Here is a 16,209-nt window from a genome sequence, read left to right as displayed (position 1 = left end):
TTAGAAAGTTTTTTTAAAGCACAGACTGTTGTCCATGTTTTTATATTGTCCATAGTTTGGAATGTCCAAATAGTTGTTTTTACGATAAAAGTTAACAGCCTCAAATTGGCGTTTTCCTGTTTCTAGAATAGCCGATTGAAACCCTTTTTCTTTTGCCCAAGTTTCTAGTTCGTTAAGAACTTTTTTGGCAATTCCAGATTGCCTTATATTGGGTTTTGTAAACATGCGTTTTATTTCAACACTGTATTTGTCAAATTTCTTAAAGGCACCACAGCCAACGGCAATTCCGTTATTGTAGGCTACAACAGTGTGTTTTAAAACATCTATATTGTTAAACTGATTATAAAAATCATGCTCATCGCCATCGGTAACTTTTAAATAGGAATCCAAAGCTTTAACTAGTTCTATAAAGTCTGTGTTTTCAGAATTTGTTCTAACAAGCTTTATCATTTAATGAGCTGTTTTTAAACCTAATCGTTCACCTTCTTTGAGCATGAGTTGGTAAGCGGCTTTATAATCGTTTGGAATATCACCTTCTAATATAGCTTCTTTTATGCTGTCTTTTATTATGCCAATTTCTCGAGATGGTTTTAAGTTGAAGGCTTTCATAATTTCTTCGCCACTAATTGGAGGTTGAAAATTTCTGATATGATCGCGTTCTTCAACTTCGACAATTTTTTCTCTTACAATTTTAAAATTGTTGTGGTATTTTTTAAACTTTTTAGGATTTTTTGTGGTTATGTCGGCTTCACATAATGTCATAAGATCGTCAACATATTCACCAGCATCAAAAATTAAGCGTCTCACGGCAGAATCGGTTACAATGTCATTGGCTAAAACAATTGGCCGTGAACTCATAAGTACCATTTTTTGAACGAATTTCATTTTATCATTCAATGGCATTTTTAATCTTTTGAATAGGCGATAGACCATTTTCGAGCCTTCAAATTCATGGGCGTGAAATGTCCATCCTACTTTGTTGTCAAAACGCTTTGTAGGTGCTTTGCCAATATCATGAAGCAAAGCAGCCCAACGTAACCACAGGTTATCTGTGTTTTGCGAAATGTTATCAACAACTTCTAGTGTGTGGTAGAAATTGTCTTTATGACGCTGACCTTCAATTTCATCAATACCTTTTAAGGCGGTTAATTCAGGTAATATATGTTTTAATAATCCTGTTTTTTCCAATAATAAAAAGCCTATTGAAGGTTTATTGGATTCTAGAATCTTATTCAATTCTACAACTATACGCTCTTTGGTAATAATTTTAATACGCTCGTTATTTCGAGAAATGGCATCTAGCGATTCATCCTCAATTCTAAACTTTAACTGTGTTGCAAACCTTATGGCGCGCATCATGCGCAGTGGATCATCACTATATGTAATGTCAGGGTTTAGAGGTGTTCGAATAATTTTGTCGTCTAAATCTTGAATACCGTTAAAAGGGTCTAATAAATCACCATAGTTAGAAGCATTTAAACTCAAGGCTAATGCATTGATGGTGAAATCTCTTCGGTTTTGGTCATCTTCAAGAGTGCCATTTTCTACAATGGGATTACGGCTATCCTCATTGTACGATTCTTTTCGGGCTCCTACAAATTCTATTTCAATATCATCAGTACATAACATAGCCGTACCATAAGTTTTGAAAACCTGAACTTTAGGCTTATTGGGTAATTTTTCGGCAACTTTTTTGGCCAATTTTATGCCGCTACCTACAGCAACAATATCAATGTCTTTATGCGAGCCTCTATCAAGAATAAAATCTCTTACAAATCCTCCAATAACATAGGCGTCTACCTGTAATTCTTGAGCAGATTTAGAAATTATATCAAATACTGAATGTAGTAAGGCGTTTTTGTAGTTCATAAGTGTTAATTACAATCTTCAAATTTCTTTATAAAATAGGTTTGAAATATGAGATTTACTCACGAATAACAGTTATACTACCATCATGCTCAACTTTCAGTATGGATGATGGTTTGGCTTCTGTTTTTTCGTCTGGCAAATTTACAACATAGTCAACACCTTTTAAAATGTCAGGATGTATTTCTTTAAACGATTTTGGAGTTGGTTCACCACTGATATTTGCAGAAGTTGAAACAATTGGCTTGTTAAATGTTTGTAATAGCTTGTTGCAAAATTCATGATTGACTACGCGAATAGCCAAAGTGTTATCTGATGCTATTAGGTTTTTGGCAATTCCAATGGGATTATTGTAAATAATTGATGTGGGTTTAGTAGTGTTTTTTAAAATTTCAAAAACTGTATTTGGAATATGTTTAATGTAAGATTTTAACATGTCTAAATCCTTGACCAAACAAATTAAGGCTTTACTTTCTTCTCGCTTTTTTAGGGCATAAATTTTAGAAACGGCTTTTGGGTTTGTGGCATCACAGCCAATTCCCCAAACAGTATCTGTGGGGTAGAGTATAAGTCCGGAATGGTCAAGCGTATCAGCCGCCTTTTTTAATATAGAATCCATAACCTAAACAGGAAATCATTATGATTTTGAAGCCACAGTAGCAAATTGTAAGAACCTCATGTCGAGTCCTTTAAATAGTCTTGGTATGTTGTAAAGGTAAGGCCTTAAGGATTTTCCTTTATTTATGCCTACGTGCGATATTATTTTAAAGCCTAAATCTTCATACATTTTTCTAATGGATTTTTTGGTAAAAAACCGCAAGTGGGTTTTGTCTAAAACACCCTCTTCTTTGTACTCAAAATTTTCTTTAAAATACATTTCCTCAAAAACTTCGTAATATCTAATATTTGGAATAGAACTTATTACCACACCCGAATCTGATAGTTTGGTTTTAATAATCTCTAACACTTTATACGGATCTTGCATGTGTTCTAAAACATCATTAAAATAAACCGTGTCAAAATAATTATCCGGAAGCTCATCTAAAAACTGTTCGCATGGACCGATAAATACTTTATCTAGAACCTCTTTAGCCTTTTCTGCAGCAGCTGGCGTTAGTTCAATTCCCCAAACCTCGGCATTGTTTTTAGTTTTCATTGCTAAACCAAAGGCGCCTTGAGCACAACCAACATCTAATATTTTTTTGGACGTGGTAGGCAAAAATGCTAACATTTCTTCACGTACATGTTGATAATACCCAGACGGTTTGTTGTTGTAATCCATTGTTAGTAAATTTGACAAATTTTTGAACAAGATACTACATTCTTTTCCAAAATAACAGCAATTTTTTTATGAATACTAGTATTCCTGATTTTGAATTTTTACCTATTGATTTCTTTGATAACAATTCTATTTCCTTTCAACATAACTCTAATCCTTTAGTTTCAATAATTATACCTGTTTACAATCAGCTTTCTTATACGTTAAACTGTTTGTATTCTATTAAGAGAGCGTGTTCGGGCATTGATTATGAAATAATTTTGATTAATGACAACAGTACTGATGATACAAAAGAATACCTTGACCGTATTAACGGTATTCACGTTATTCATAATGAAGTAAATTTAGGGTTTTTAAAGAATATTAATAATGGCGTAAAAGCTTCAAAAGGTGAGTATGTGCTTTTACTTAATAATGACGTTATTGTTTTGCCAAGGTTATTGGAAGAGCTTTTGGCCGTTTTTAAAGACCAAGAACGCGTAGGAGCTGTTGGTGGCATGGCCATTCACCCTTCAGGAGTTATTCTTGAAGCTGGTTCTGTATTATTGGCAAATGGAGGAGCTGTAAACATTGGAAGAGAGTTTTTTCCAGACGACCCAAGATATCATTTTTTAAAGCGAATGGATTATTGTTCTGGTTGTTGCTTGTTGTTAAAACGAAATCTACCTGACAATACTTTGGTTCAGTTAGATGAATTGTTTTTACCTGCGTATTATGAAGAGACAGACTTGTGTATGCAATTAAAACACAAGTTCAATTTAGATGTTTATTATCAACCTTTTGCAAAAATTATTCACTTTGAAAGTATTTCTTACAATGCTGAAGATCAGGAACGTAAGCAAGGGTTAATAGATAATAACAGAATTAAGTTTTATAACAAATGGAAAGCAGTTTTTAGCCAAGAACCATATGGTTTGAAACTAAACACCAATTATTTAAATAAAGACTACATAGGTAAGTGTGAAGTTTATTTAGAAGATTATTTAACAGATGATGTTTTAAATGAAATAGGAGGTAAGGATACCATTCGGCATAAGGTAATTGTAGTTTTAAAAACAAGAGATAGTTTAAAAGAAGAAAAAGTAATAGAACTTCAAAAGCAAGGTGTAGAAGTTTTATTTCCATTTATAACGAAAAATAAAAGAAAAAAATCTTTTTCTAGTATGTTAAAGTATGCATTTGGGATAAGCGATGTGGTTTATACTAAAAACCCATTTTATTATTCGTTATTCTTCATAATAAAACTTAAAATAAAAGCCTTTGGCTAAATTTTTGCTGATATCTTTGCAAATTATAACTTGTTTATAACTCAAACTTTTTAAACAGATAAATGAAACCTAAAATAGTTAAAGGCTTTAAGCTTAAAGTTAAAAACAAAATTTTTGAAAGGCGATTAATTAAAAAAGAAGCTTTCTGCGACTTTAAATATTTAGATTCAGCAAAGCCCATAGTCTTTGTAATTGATGCTATTATTCCAGAGTTTGATAAGGATTCTGGCTCTAGGAGGCTGTTTAGTTTAATTAAGTTAATGCTTAAAGAAAACTTTACGGTTGTTTTAATGGCTGACTTAAAAGAATATAAGTATGCCCGAAGTAACTATATAGAAAAATACAAAGCCATTGGAGTACACGTATATGTACCGTGCCTTAACAGCAATTCTGAATTGGTAACAAGGGAAATGTTTGTAGAACAGGTTTCCAAAAAGGCCGATTTTATTTGGTTACATCGACCTGGTATTTTTGATAAATATTATTCAATTGCCAAAAAAGCTGCATCTAAAGCAAAGTTTATTTATGATATGGTTGATTTTCATTATTTAAGATTAAAACGAGAATGGGAATTGAACCAAAATAAGGAAACACTTAAAGAAGCTAATGCGTATTTAGAAATAGAATTAAATGCTTGTAAAAATGCAGACGAAATTATTTTAATTTCTAAAGACGATAAAGTTGCTTTAAATGATTTTGATGTAGATTTATCTAAAACCACTATTTTAAGCAATGTTCATAATTTTGTTGAAGACATTGTAAAAACACCTTTTGAAGATAGAAAAGATTTACTTTTTGTAGGCGGTTTTTCCCATACTCCAAATGTTGATGCGATTAGGTATTTACATGATAAAATAATGCCATTAATTTGGAAAACAATACCTGAATTAAAAGTTAATATAATTGGAAGTTATCCAACAGATGATGTTTTGGCATTACATTCAGAAAAGTTTAATGTTCTGGGTTTTGTAGAAGATATAACACCATATTTTAAATCTGCAAAAGTTTTTATTGCGCCTTTGCGATACGGAGCTGGAATAAAAGGTAAAATAGGGCAAAGTTTAGAGTATGCTTTACCAGTAGTTACTACAGATATAGGAGCAGAAGGGTTTGATTTTGGAATGTTTGAACAAGATATGGTAGCCAACAATTCCAATGAAATAGCAGAAAAGATAATTAGTATTTATCAAGATTCAGAAAAATGGGAAGCAATTAGTAATTACTCAAAAACTATTTTAGAGCCATTCTCATTACAGGCTACAGAAAAAACAGTACTTAAAATCCTGGATTCATAAATTAAAAACGGTTTTAACCCAATTTTTTAATGTGTATTTTTCATAGATAGTACTATCTATTTGCTCGTATTTTTGCTCAAAAAATGAAGCATTAAGCAGTTTGTTATTGTCAAGAATAAAAATATTCCTTTCAGAATAAAACGGATAGTTCTTTACATTGGCATTATTGGTAATTATTTTTTTGCTCAATGCCATGGCTTCAAAAAACCTAAAACTTAAACCTGTTTGTTTATCTCTTATCAAATCAACTATCGTTTGAGAGTGTGAATAAAAATCTATTAATTGTTTTTGGTTTAGTTTAGTACTATCAAATTGGATTAAATCACCATATTCTTTAATTAAAGGTTTTAGCTTTCTTTTTTTTCCAATTACCAAAAATTTATAAGGAACTTCTAGGGTTTTTAAAAGTTTAGCCAAACTAATGAGAGCAGGTAATCTATCATCTAATGAGCCCACATAAACAGCATTGTATTCATTGGTTTCAGAAGGCGGTTGTTTGGGTAGGTAAATGTAGTTGTTTGAAGGAATTAAATTGTGCTTTTTAATATCCTCTTTATCAAAGGAGTAGATTTTATCAAATATGTTGTCAAATAAATGTTCAACAGGATGCCTTTCTAAACTATCGTATAGATACGCCATATAGGTTGTGCAGAACGTTTTAATTTTTAAGTGAAAATCCTTATCAATAACTTCAGGGTTTATAACTAGTATTTGGTCTTGTTTCCCAAGTGACTTAAGACAATCAATAATGTATTCTTGCCTTCGAATTTTTTTTAAATTCTTTCCTCTAAACACCTTGCTAAAAACATTGGTAATCCTGTCTTTAAAACTGGCGTGTTGATACCCATCAATTTTTAGGTGGTTGCTATTGTAACCTAATTCATTTAAAGTGTCGACTATATGATGGTCGTAGTTCCAGTGGTCAAAACTAATTACACAAATGTTTTGGCTCATAGTATAATTTATATTTCTAACAAATGTAATATAATCTCGTATTGTTTACTATTTTTGAGCAGTGATGTTCTAAAGCCTGTTTAATTATGAAAAAAATTCACGTTGGATTTTTGTTGTCTTATGATTATGAGAAATTAAAAAAATCCATACCTCCAGTTTATCAAGATGCTGATGCTATATTTATTGCAAAAGACCACAAGAATAGAACTTGGGCAGGCGAAACTTTTACTATAGACGATTCCTTTTTTAAATGGCTTAAAGCGTTTGATGTTGATAATAAAATTGAGCTTTATGAAGATGATTTTTACGATTCCAATCTAATTGCGATAGAAAATGATAATCGTGAACGCCATATGCTTTCTCTTAAAATGGGTGTTGGCAACTGGCTAATACAAATAGATAGTGATGAGTATGTGTTGGATTTTGGAAAGTTTGTAAAAGACTTAAGAAAGTATGATAAATATTTAGACAGCCCTGAAAAGCACAAGATTCAAATTTCTATGTATTCGGTTAATTTGTATAAGTATGTGGACGATGGAATTCTATTTGTAAAATCCCCAACAAAAGCTGTTGTTGCCACAAATTTTCCAAATTATAAAGTTGCAAGAGTTACAAGGGAACGTATAATTTACACCCAAAACATATTATTACACGAAAGTATTGCGAGAGATGAAGCTGAATTAGTTTTTAAGCTTGATAATTGGGGACACAATATTGAAGTACAAAACAAAGAAGCCTTTTTAGAAAAATGGCGAACTACCAATAAGCATAATTATAAAGAAAGGGAAGACTTTTTTTACATTGAGCCAGAAAAATGGAAATATTTAGAGTTTTGCGAAGGTCAAACTATAGGAGAAATTCGTGAGAATATGGATATTAATGCCATTATACCATCAAAGTTTTATATAGCAAAAAAGAATTTTGGGCAATGGTTTAAATTCCTATTTAAGTAAGGCGTTGTAAAGCCTTATATATTGTTCAGCAGTTTTAGACCAATTATATGAATTGGCATGGTTGATAATAGCTTTTCTCATATCAGGATTACCACCATAAGTTTTTATCCCTTTATTAAACTGCTCTGCCATATACTCTGGATTAAATTGTTCCCAATAGAATGCCATATTACCTCCAATTTCTGGTAAAGAACTTTTGTTAGATAAGAATACAGGTTTGCCATATTGCATAGCCTCAATAGGAGGAATGCCAAACCCCTCCCGTAATGATGGAAAACAAAAGGCATAACAGTTTTTTAAATAATAAGCCTTATCGGTTTCACTTATCTTGCCTGTTAAAAATACCCGATCAGCTAATTGATGTTCAGATATCTTATTTTCAATAAACTTGGCATAATCTGTAGTTTTTTTACCGGATATTATTAAATTAAGATTAGGTAAGTATTTGAGCATGTCAACTAACGTATGAAAGTTTTTTTTCTCTAAAACTTCTCCAATTGTAAACAGGAAATCTGTTTTAGGAAGGAATTCAGGCGTATGGTTGTCGGCTAGTTCAATAGGTTTAGAACTACCATTGTAAATCACATATTCAGGAACTTTAGGTACATTAAAGTAGGAGTGGGTCATAGACTTGGCGTATTCAGATATATAGGTTATAGCCTTGCTACGCTCAAGCTTTTTTTTAAATAACTCTTCACGTTTTTTTAATTTTTCACCCTTTAGCTCTTCCATAAAATTAACATCATGTACGGTTAATAAATACGGAATGTTAAAGTAGGGTTCAACTTTAGTGTTTTGATTTAACGAATGCCATAGGTCATACTTTGTTTTTATTCGAAATGCTTTTTTGCGATGCAATGATTTATACTTTCTATAACTGAATACATTACCAAATTGAAGTTCTAATTCTTTGGGATGCTTGCTAATTAGAGTAATATTTAAATTGGAATCTTCAAGCAACTTTTGATGCTCATAAAACCCTTTTATTAAGTGGTAGTTGAATTGTCCAAATCCAAAAAATAAATTATCAATATTATGCGATTCTAAACAAATATTTGGCATTAAAAAGTCTTTTCTGCAAATTAAATAAAATGCCCCTTATCAGCTAATTTTATTACAGATTAAAACAAAATATTATTGTAATATTGTAGTATGAATTACAAGATAAATAAAGGGTTTCAAGCTCATGAGCAATTACTGAAAGAAATTGTTGCTAATTATGAAACCACAGGTGAAAACTTTGGGAATCAAGATCGTAATTCACTAAAATTATTTGCTTTAAACAGTATGACTATTAATGTTAAGTCGTTTAAAGTACCTAATATATTTAATAAAATAGCTTATAAGTTTTTTAGAAAAAGTAAAGCACAACGCTCTTTTGAATATGCGAATAAGCTTATTGAATTCAATATTGGAACACCACAACCCCTAGCATATTTTGAGTTTAAATCGGGACTGTTTTTTAAAAACAGTTACTATATAAGTGAACATCTACGCTATGATTTAACTTATCGGGAATTAACAACGGATTTTAATTACCCTAACCATGAAGCTATTCTGCGAGCCTTTACAAGATTCACCTATAATTTGCATGAAAAGGGTATTAACTTTTTAGATCATTCGCCAGGAAATACCTTAATAAAGACAGGTGAAGGGGACTATAAGTTCTATTTGGTAGATTTAAACAGGATGCGTTTTGAGAGCATGAGTTTTGAAGAGCGTATTAAAAACTTTGCCAAATTAACCATTCATAAATCAATGGTTGAAGTTATGAGCGATGAGTATGCCAAGCTTATTAATCGTGATTATAATGAGGTTTTTGAGTTGATGTGGAAAGAAACCGAAGCCTTCCAAAACAGATTTCATAGAAAGAGACGCCTAAAAAATAAAATTCTGTTTTGGCGACCAAAAAAATATTAATTCCTAGGATGCCACAATCTATAAAGTTTAATATACTTCAAGAAGGTTACATTATAGGTCTGCACACAGATAATAAATCCGTTTAATCCGTCTAGAAACCCTAATCTTAAAAAATAAGCTTTAAAAAAGGCCCAAGTTGGTCTGTAAACTATTTTCCAAATCGATGAACGCTTGCCCAATTTATAATAAGCCTCTGCAGCAATAGTAGAAAATCGTTCAACTTTTTGATTGTGTTCTGAATAGTCTCGATAAATCCAATGCAATAAATTGCCTTTTAGAAAACCAGCCTTATAATTAGCTTTTAATGTAAAGCGATCGTGTGGATTGATGCCTTTCCATTCGCCACAATCTTTTTTAAACAAGCGTAGTTTTTTATCAGGATACCAATCGGAATGCTTAATCCATTGACCACAATAATTATTTAATCGGTTGCAGTAATAGCCATCAAATTCCCAATTTGCTTTTACTTGATTTATTGAAGCTTTTAATTCTTCAGATAAGGCCTCATCACCATCTAGAGATAATATATGGTCATATTTAGCTAATGATAAAGCATAGTTTTTTTGTTCTATATAGCCTAGAAATTTTTGCTGATGAAAACGGACTTTAAAAGATTTGCAGATTTCTGGAGTACGATCTGTGGAAAAAGAATCAACAACCACAATTTCATCAGCGACATCAACCAAAGATTCCAAGCACTTGCCTAGGTGTTCTTCTTCGTTGTAGGTAATGATTACTGCTGAAAGTTTTATCATGCTGTTACTGCAAAAGGCTTTAAGAACTTATTTAATTTGTCCTTGAATAATTCAGGTTTAAATTGAATATACAAATTTTTGGCTTCTGCCTTCATGTCTTTTTCAATTTTACCGTTATAAATTTCGGGTTTATAATCTTTTAAATGCACAGACTCATTAACACCATTTTTTTCAAAAATACTCCAAGTTTGTTTGTCAATCCATGGCGCGAAAATGGCAAAGGTTTTTATGTTTAAGGCTTTAGCCATATTAATGGCTCCACCCTCATTTCCAATAATAGCATTGCAAAGTGAAGTTAAAGCCAAAAATGAACGTAGGCTTTTCCCAAAAACATCAAAATAAATCTGTTTTCGAGTTTCAGGTTTACAAGCATTATAGATGGTTTCAGCTTCAACTAATTGATTGGGAATGTAATTAAATAATATTTGACCATTTGTTGTCGCAGCTATCTCATCAATAACTGATGCCATATAATCTAATGGGTAAGTTTTGTTTAAACCACTACCCAAAACACTTATCATGAACAATGGTTTTGATAGTGAAATGTTGTTTGATTTTAACTGTTTTTTAGCGTCTTCAACTTCATTATTGGTTAAATAAATTTTTGGACGAATAGCATTAAACGAAATACCTAAAGGTTCAAGAAGTTGCATGCGATTAACAATAGCTAGGCCACAATTCCTGTCAGTTACTTTTAGTCGTTTAACGTTATGATTATAAACTAACGTTGTGTACCATTTGTGATATGATATTTTAGTTTTGGCACCCGAAAATAGCGTGATGATGTTGCTGGAAATTTTGGAATATACATCAACTACAACATCAAATTCTTTTTTTTGGATTGATTTTGCGAATTGAAGGAGTGCCTTTTTGCTTGATTCTATTTCGGGAGTAAAAAAAATAAACTTATCAATACAAGGATGGTTTTCAACAACAGGATATGTATGTGTATTTATCAGGTAATGTAATTCAGCATTTGGATATTCCTCACAAAGTGCTTCAAACAGGATACTGCTTGTAAGGACATCGCCAATCATTTTTTGTTGAATTACTAATATCTTCATTTATACGGCCACGTCATATTCACGCAAAGCGTCATTAAGCGATGTTTTCTTATTGGTGCTTTCTTTGCGTTTTCCAATAATTAGTGCACAAGGCACGTTATAATCACCAGCAGGGAATTTTTTGGTATAACTTCCAGGAATTACAACAGAACGTGCAGGAACAATACCTTTCATTTCTTTAGGTTTATCGCCAGTAACATCAATAATTTTTGTTGAAGCTGTTAAAACAACATTAGCACCTAAAACAGCTTCACGTTCTACCTTAACGCCTTCAACAACTATACATCGTGAACCTATAAATGCATTATCTTCAATAATTACTGGGGCTGCTTGTAAGGGCTCTAAAACACCACCAATACCAACACCTCCTGAAAGATGTACATTTTTTCCTATTTGCGCACAACTACCCACAGTAGCCCAAGTATCAACCATAGTACCTTCATCAACATAAGCACCAATGTTAACATAGCTAGGCATCATTATTACTCCTTTTGATATGTAGGCGCCATGTCTAGCAACAGCATGAGGAACCACACGAATGCCTTTGTCTTGATATCCTGTTTTTAAAGGTATTTTATCGTGATATTCAAAAATACCAACTTCAAAGGTTTCCATTTTCTGTATGGGGAAGTATAGCACAACAGCTTTTTTAACCCACTCATTAACTTGCCAACCATTGCTGGTAGGCTCTGCTACACGCAATGTACCTTGATCTATTAAGTCAATAACATTTCGTATACTATCAATAGTGAGTTTATCGGTTAGTAATTCGCGATTATTCCAAGCGTTTTCTATAATTTGTTGTAGTTGTTTCATAGTTAGATTTCAATAATATAGCAAAGATAAAGGTATAATTGATTTGTTAAAATAGAAACTTGTAATATTCAATACCGACAAATAGGTCTTCTGTATTATTAATGGTAAATTTGTAGCCAATATGGGAAGAATTTTAGCAATAGATTTTGGAAAGGTTCGTACGGGTTTAGCCGTAACAGATGAATTGCAAATTATTGCATCAGGATTAACAACTGTAGAAACCAAAAATCTTATACCTTTTTTAAAAGATTATACTGAAAAAGAAGATGTAGAATTGTTTTTGGTTGGAGAGCCCAAACAGATGAACAATGAAGTATCTGAGAGCGAAGCTTTAATTGTCCCTTTTCTTAAAAAACTAGAAACCGTCATTCCAGATATTCCCGTTAAGCGTGTTGACGAACGTTTTACTTCTAAAATGGCTTTCCAAACTATGATTGATAGTGGTTTATCTAAAAAGAAGCGCCAAAATAAATCTTTGGTTGATGAAATTAGCGCTACATTAATACTTCAAAGTTATTTACATTACAATTAGCTGATATATAGCTATTTGCGTCGATATTATGTTCGTTTTTAACGATTAAATGTAATTGTTTTTCAAATAATCGAATTTTTAGGAATTTAAACTATTTTATTGAAATGGAATAAAGCCTAAAATTATATTTGACCAAACCAAATCTTAATCATTATGAGAAAACTTTACCCTACTTTAGTGTTGATTTTCGCACTATTCTATTTCAATAGCAGTTTAGCACAAATATGTCCTGCTAACGGATTTTCTAATTCCACATCGTTGTTTTTCTTTTATGAGACTGGCTCTTTGTCTTGTGCTGAAAGACCAAACACAGTAACAGTTGATGGAAGTGTTTTTACATTGGCATCTTGTGATATGTCATTATCTATTTACGATTTAACATCTGGCAGTCCTATTTCAAACATTAATGAATTTACTGTTGATTTTGGAACTGCAACATGTGAATATACTGGAGGTGATCTTACAGGAGAGACACTCTCACGAGAAACTTTTGAAGCTGTTTTAAACAGTTTGGTAGTATTCCCCAATCCAGTATCAAACAACGGAAATATAAATATCGTTTTTGGTAAGAATATAAGTGCTAATATTGAATTGTATGCAGTTACGGGAAAATTGATTTTAAGAGATAACATTACTAATTTAAGTAGAAAGCAATTGTCATTATCAAATATGCCAAATGGTGTTTACTTACTTAAAATTAGTACAGATGTGTCATCTGTAACCAAAAAACTAATTATTACTCAATAATACTTATTTTACAACAATGCTTAAAAGCTCCTTTTTTCAAGGGGCTTTTTTTATTTTTCATTCAAAACCCTTAATGCTTTCTAGCTGCTTGTTTATACTCAATGCAATTTTGAATCGATAAAACACCCTCTGTAAAGGGTTATTAACACTACGTTTATCGATGAAATACACGCCTTTATCTTATAATCGATTTTATGTCGCTATTCAACAATTTTTTTACAATAATGCATTTCATCGATACTATATTTGTCATGTCTCAAATTAAAATAATAAGGCAATGAAACGATTTTTAATTTTATGTGTTTTTATATTTTTAGGTTTAAATAACCTAAAGGCACAATCTAATTTAGAGATTCAAAACGAAGAAAAAGTTGTGGTTCTTAACGGTATTATGAAGGAAGAGGCTATTGCGAGCAAAGAAACTGCAGCTAAGAAAAAAGACATTTTAAATGCAAAGATAAATTCTAAACTTAAAGGTAAGGTTGATTTATTTTTTGTTGCAGATAAAAGCATTGTTTGTTAATTATCATACAAATAATTTCATATCCATAGTAAATTAAAACTCCTTTTATTAAAGGAGTTTTTTTATGCGTATTACTTTAAGAATTGTACTTTTGCACCAATGAAAATAACAAATAAATGATTTTACCTATTGTTGCTTATGGTGACCCAGTTTTAAAGAAAAAGGGTAAGGATATATCAAAAGAGTATCCTAAACTAAATGAGTTGTTGGATAATATGTATGAAACTATGTATAATGCTTATGGTGTTGGGTTGGCTGCACCCCAAATAGGATTGCCAATTCGTTTGTTTTTAGTAGATACATCACCGTTTGCTGAAGACCCCGACTTATCTTCAGAAGAGCAAGAAAGTCTTAAAGATTTTAAACGCACTTTTATTAATGCTGAAATTATTGAGGAAGAAGGCGATGAGTGGGCATTTAATGAAGGCTGTTTAAGTATTCCGGATGTTAGGGAAGACGTTTTTAGAAAACCTAAAATAACCATTTCTTATGTTGATGAGAATTTTAAGCCTCATACAGAAACCTTTGATGGCTTAATAGCTCGTGTTATTCAACACGAGTACGACCATATTGAAGGGATTTTGTTTACCGATAAACTTTCTAGCCTAAAAAAACGTTTAATTAAAGGCAGGCTGTCCAACATATCAAAAGGTAAGATTAACGTAGATTACAAAATGCGTTTTCCAAACCAAAAAAAGAAACGATAATACTTGTTTAGCAATAGTAAACATAAGATATTTGCGCACTTTAAATTAAGATTATGGGTCTAGATAAAATATTAGCAATTGCGGGAAAACCGGGTTTGTACAAAATGATTACTCAAACACGTAGCGGCTTTATTGCTGAATCTTTAATTGATGGAAAACGACTATCTGTTGGAATTCATCATAACGTAAGTATTTTAAGCGAAATTGCTATTTATACACTAACAGAGGAAAAACCACTTATTGAGGTTTTTCAATTAATTAGCGATAAAGAAAACGGCAACCAAACATCTATTAGCCATAAGGACAGTAAGGATGTACTGGAAGAATATTTATTTGGTGTACTTCCAGATTATGATGAAGACCGTGTTTATGCCAGCGACATAAAGAAAATTGTACAATGGTATAATTTGTTGCAGAAACATAACTTGTTAAACTTTGATGAAGTTGAAGTTGCTTCAGCAGAAGAGGAAGAATAAGTGATATTGTCATATTTACAAATCCAGCCTAAAGCTGGATTTTTTCATTTTATATTAAATCGTAATGCTATATTAATTGTAATTTTATCAAAACTTCAAAAATGAATTCTAGAGCTAACCAATTAAAAGCCTTCGATAGATTATTAACTATTATGGACGAATTGCGAGAGCAATGTCCGTGGGATAAAAAGCAAACTATGGAAAGCTTAAGGCATTTAACGATAGAGGAGACTTACGAGTTGGGTGATGCTATTTTAGATAATGATTTAGAAGAAATAAAAAAGGAGTTGGGCGATGTACTCTTACATATCGTTTTTTATTCAAAAATAGGTAGTGAGACAAAGGATTTTGATATTGCAGATGTTTGTAATTCCATTTGCGACAAATTAGTTAATAGGCATCCGCATATCTATGGTGATGTAAAGGTAGATAATGAAGAAGATGTAAAACGTAATTGGGAAAAACTAAAGTTAAAGGAAGGTAAAAAAAGTGTTTTAGAAGGTGTTCCTAAAAGTTTGCCAGCACTTGTAAAGGCTAATAGAATTCAAGATAAAGTAGCAGGTGTCGGTTTTGACTGGGAGGAGCCTAATCAAGTTTGGGAAAAGGTTGAAGAGGAGTTGGGCGAGTTGCAATCTGAAGTTAAATCAAATAACCAAGATGCTATTGAAAGTGAAATGGGAGACGTACTTTTTTCTTTGGTTAACTATGCACGATTCCTAAATGTAAATCCTGAAAATGCTTTAGAGCGTACCAACAAAAAATTCTCTAAACGGTTTCAGTATTTAGAACAAAAATCTAAAGCGTTAAATAGAAATCTGAAAGATATGACACTTGCTGAAATGGATAAATTTTGGGAAGAAGCGAAGCACTTACCAAAATAGGAATTAGAAAATCTATGATTTTCAAATACTATCATTTGGGAAGAGGCCAAAAATATTTAATTTTTTTAAGCGCTAAAAAATCCAAAATTCAAAAATTACCGTATATATAACAAATGATGCTTTTTTTATTGATTAATAGCATAATTTACTTCCTTAAAAGTATCATTTGGTAA

Annotated in this window: 19 protein-coding genes; 10 read left to right on the top strand and 9 right to left on the bottom strand. The window is 31.7% G+C overall.

Annotated elements, in window-relative coordinates; translation table 11 throughout:
- From MTX13_RS02265 to MTX13_RS02250, 4 genes are read right to left on the bottom strand one after another with little or no spacing between them, the layout of a single operon-like run.
- A complete protein-coding gene (locus MTX13_RS02265; RefSeq protein ID WP_250432790.1) occupies window positions 1–450 on the bottom strand; it encodes a GNAT family N-acetyltransferase in 450 nt (149 codons plus the stop codon).
- Complete coding sequence (locus MTX13_RS02260) at window positions 451–1,869, bottom strand: CCA tRNA nucleotidyltransferase (protein ID WP_250432788.1); 1,419 nt, start codon at window positions 1,867–1,869, stop codon at window positions 451–453.
- A 55-nt stretch (window positions 1,870–1,924) separates the two neighbouring features.
- On the bottom strand, window positions 1,925–2,485 hold the full coding sequence (locus MTX13_RS02255) for an L-threonylcarbamoyladenylate synthase (protein ID WP_250432787.1): 561 nt from the start codon (window positions 2,483–2,485) through the stop codon (window positions 1,925–1,927).
- A gap of 18 nt (window positions 2,486–2,503) precedes the next feature.
- Entirely contained in the window at window positions 2,504–3,148 is a 645-nt protein-coding gene (locus tag MTX13_RS02250; RefSeq protein WP_250432785.1) for a class I SAM-dependent methyltransferase, read from the bottom strand.
- Between the two features lie 68 nt (window positions 3,149–3,216).
- Here MTX13_RS02250 and MTX13_RS02245 point away from each other — a divergent pair, with 68 nt between their 5' ends.
- Together MTX13_RS02245 and MTX13_RS02240 are read left to right on the top strand one after the other, a co-directional pair.
- Complete coding sequence (locus tag MTX13_RS02245) at window positions 3,217–4,413, top strand: glycosyltransferase family 2 protein (protein ID WP_250432783.1); 1,197 nt, start codon at window positions 3,217–3,219, stop codon at window positions 4,411–4,413.
- Window positions 4,414–4,475: 62 nt separating this feature from the next.
- Window positions 4,476–5,708 (top strand): glycosyltransferase, encoded by a 1,233-nt coding sequence (locus tag MTX13_RS02240; RefSeq protein ID WP_250432781.1) that lies wholly within the window; start codon window positions 4,476–4,478, stop codon window positions 5,706–5,708.
- On the opposite strand, the gene MTX13_RS02235 is transcribed toward MTX13_RS02240, so the two are convergent.
- Complete coding sequence (locus MTX13_RS02235) at window positions 5,703–6,662, bottom strand: hypothetical protein (RefSeq protein WP_250432780.1); 960 nt, start codon at window positions 6,660–6,662, stop codon at window positions 5,703–5,705. The two genes, MTX13_RS02240 and MTX13_RS02235, sit on opposite strands and share 6 nt — an antisense overlap.
- An 86-nt stretch (window positions 6,663–6,748) precedes the next feature.
- On the opposite strand from MTX13_RS02235, the gene MTX13_RS02230 reads away from it, so the two are divergent.
- The gene (locus tag MTX13_RS02230; protein ID WP_250432778.1) at window positions 6,749–7,615 is read left to right on the top strand and encodes a hypothetical protein; all 867 of its coding nucleotides are present in this window, start codon (window positions 6,749–6,751) and stop codon (window positions 7,613–7,615) included.
- Here MTX13_RS02230 and MTX13_RS02225 read toward each other — a convergent pair.
- Complete coding sequence (locus MTX13_RS02225) at window positions 7,604–8,677, bottom strand: glycosyltransferase family 4 protein (protein WP_250432777.1); 1,074 nt, start codon at window positions 8,675–8,677, stop codon at window positions 7,604–7,606. The two genes, MTX13_RS02230 and MTX13_RS02225, sit on opposite strands and share 12 nt — an antisense overlap.
- Window positions 8,678–8,767: 90 nt before the next feature.
- Here MTX13_RS02225 and MTX13_RS02220 point away from each other — a divergent pair, with 90 nt between their 5' ends.
- Window positions 8,768–9,535 carry a lipopolysaccharide kinase InaA family protein gene (locus tag MTX13_RS02220; RefSeq protein ID WP_250432775.1) on the top strand — a complete coding sequence of 256 codons (768 nt, stop codon included), beginning with the start codon at window positions 8,768–8,770 and terminating at the stop codon, window positions 9,533–9,535.
- Here the strand turns inward: MTX13_RS02220 and MTX13_RS02215 are convergent.
- From MTX13_RS02215 to MTX13_RS02205, 3 genes are read right to left on the bottom strand one after another with little or no spacing between them, the layout of a single operon-like run.
- Window positions 9,532–10,290: a glycosyltransferase family 2 protein gene (locus tag MTX13_RS02215; RefSeq protein ID WP_250432774.1), complete on the bottom strand. Its 759-nt coding sequence runs from the start codon at window positions 10,288–10,290 to the stop codon at window positions 9,532–9,534. The genes MTX13_RS02220 and MTX13_RS02215 overlap by 4 nt on opposite strands.
- Window positions 10,287–11,354, bottom strand: coding sequence for a glycosyltransferase family 9 protein (locus tag MTX13_RS02210; RefSeq protein WP_250432772.1), 1,068 nt, complete (start codon window positions 11,352–11,354; stop codon window positions 10,287–10,289). Before MTX13_RS02210 ends, MTX13_RS02215 begins: the two co-directional genes overlap by 4 nt.
- Window positions 11,355–12,170, bottom strand: a complete 816-nt coding sequence (locus MTX13_RS02205; RefSeq protein ID WP_250432771.1) for a 2,3,4,5-tetrahydropyridine-2,6-dicarboxylate N-succinyltransferase — start codon at window positions 12,168–12,170, stop codon at window positions 11,355–11,357.
- A 121-nt stretch (window positions 12,171–12,291) separates the two neighbouring features.
- Between MTX13_RS02205 and ruvX the strand changes: the two genes are divergently transcribed.
- From ruvX to mazG, 6 genes are all read left to right on the top strand, one after another.
- Entirely contained in the window at window positions 12,292–12,702 is a 411-nt protein-coding gene (gene ruvX / locus MTX13_RS02200; protein WP_250432769.1) for a Holliday junction resolvase RuvX, read from the top strand.
- 153 nt (window positions 12,703–12,855) lie between these two features.
- Entirely contained in the window at window positions 12,856–13,449 is a 594-nt protein-coding gene (locus tag MTX13_RS02195; protein WP_250432767.1) for a T9SS type A sorting domain-containing protein, read from the top strand.
- Window positions 13,450–13,726: 277 nt separating this feature from the next.
- Window positions 13,727–13,972: a hypothetical protein gene (locus MTX13_RS02190; RefSeq protein ID WP_250432766.1), complete on the top strand. Its 246-nt coding sequence runs from the start codon at window positions 13,727–13,729 to the stop codon at window positions 13,970–13,972.
- Window positions 13,973–14,088: 116 nt separating this feature from the next.
- Window positions 14,089–14,679 (top strand): peptide deformylase, encoded by a 591-nt coding sequence (def, locus tag MTX13_RS02185; RefSeq protein WP_250432764.1) that lies wholly within the window; start codon window positions 14,089–14,091, stop codon window positions 14,677–14,679.
- Between the two features lie 53 nt (window positions 14,680–14,732).
- Window positions 14,733–15,155 carry a DUF5606 family protein gene (locus tag MTX13_RS02180; RefSeq protein ID WP_250432762.1) on the top strand — a complete coding sequence of 141 codons (423 nt, stop codon included), beginning with the start codon at window positions 14,733–14,735 and terminating at the stop codon, window positions 15,153–15,155.
- Between the two features lie 101 nt (window positions 15,156–15,256).
- Complete coding sequence (gene mazG / locus MTX13_RS02175; RefSeq protein ID WP_250432761.1) at window positions 15,257–16,036, top strand: nucleoside triphosphate pyrophosphohydrolase; 780 nt, start codon at window positions 15,257–15,259, stop codon at window positions 16,034–16,036.
- The last annotated feature ends 173 nt before the right edge of the window (window positions 16,037–16,209 follow it).

This window comes from Hanstruepera flava (assembly GCF_023634025.1).
GTDB lineage: Bacteria > Bacteroidota > Bacteroidia > Flavobacteriales > Flavobacteriaceae > Hanstruepera > Hanstruepera flava.
This window is presented reverse-complemented; position numbering and strand designations above follow the sequence as displayed.

Excerpts from the sequence above, each read along its gene's own strand:
- MTX13_RS02265 (WP_250432790.1), bottom strand. The coding sequence starts at position 450 with ATGATAAAGCTTGTTAGAACAAATTCTGAAAACACAGACTTTATAGAA.
- MTX13_RS02260 (WP_250432788.1), bottom strand. The coding sequence starts at position 1,869 with ATGAACTACAAAAACGCCTTACTACATTCAGTATTTGATATAATTTCT.
- MTX13_RS02255 (WP_250432787.1), bottom strand. The coding sequence starts at position 2,485 with ATGGATTCTATATTAAAAAAGGCGGCTGATACGCTTGACCATTCCGGA.
- MTX13_RS02250 (WP_250432785.1), bottom strand. The coding sequence starts at position 3,148 with ATGGATTACAACAACAAACCGTCTGGGTATTATCAACATGTACGTGAA.
- MTX13_RS02245 (WP_250432783.1), top strand. The coding sequence starts at position 3,217 with ATGAATACTAGTATTCCTGATTTTGAATTTTTACCTATTGATTTCTTT.
- MTX13_RS02240 (WP_250432781.1), top strand. The coding sequence starts at position 4,476 with ATGAAACCTAAAATAGTTAAAGGCTTTAAGCTTAAAGTTAAAAACAAA.
- MTX13_RS02235 (WP_250432780.1), bottom strand. The coding sequence starts at position 6,662 with ATGAGCCAAAACATTTGTGTAATTAGTTTTGACCACTGGAACTACGAC.
- MTX13_RS02230 (WP_250432778.1), top strand. The coding sequence starts at position 6,749 with ATGAAAAAAATTCACGTTGGATTTTTGTTGTCTTATGATTATGAGAAA.
- MTX13_RS02225 (WP_250432777.1), bottom strand. The coding sequence starts at position 8,677 with ATGCCAAATATTTGTTTAGAATCGCATAATATTGATAATTTATTTTTT.
- MTX13_RS02220 (WP_250432775.1), top strand. The coding sequence starts at position 8,768 with ATGAATTACAAGATAAATAAAGGGTTTCAAGCTCATGAGCAATTACTG.
- MTX13_RS02215 (WP_250432774.1), bottom strand. The coding sequence starts at position 10,290 with ATGATAAAACTTTCAGCAGTAATCATTACCTACAACGAAGAAGAACAC.
- MTX13_RS02210 (WP_250432772.1), bottom strand. The coding sequence starts at position 11,354 with ATGAAGATATTAGTAATTCAACAAAAAATGATTGGCGATGTCCTTACA.
- MTX13_RS02205 (WP_250432771.1), bottom strand. The coding sequence starts at position 12,170 with ATGAAACAACTACAACAAATTATAGAAAACGCTTGGAATAATCGCGAA.
- ruvX (WP_250432769.1), top strand. The coding sequence starts at position 12,292 with ATGGGAAGAATTTTAGCAATAGATTTTGGAAAGGTTCGTACGGGTTTA.
- MTX13_RS02195 (WP_250432767.1), top strand. The coding sequence starts at position 12,856 with ATGAGAAAACTTTACCCTACTTTAGTGTTGATTTTCGCACTATTCTAT.
- MTX13_RS02190 (WP_250432766.1), top strand. The coding sequence starts at position 13,727 with ATGAAACGATTTTTAATTTTATGTGTTTTTATATTTTTAGGTTTAAAT.
- def (WP_250432764.1), top strand. The coding sequence starts at position 14,089 with ATGATTTTACCTATTGTTGCTTATGGTGACCCAGTTTTAAAGAAAAAG.
- MTX13_RS02180 (WP_250432762.1), top strand. The coding sequence starts at position 14,733 with ATGGGTCTAGATAAAATATTAGCAATTGCGGGAAAACCGGGTTTGTAC.
- mazG (WP_250432761.1), top strand. The coding sequence starts at position 15,257 with ATGAATTCTAGAGCTAACCAATTAAAAGCCTTCGATAGATTATTAACT.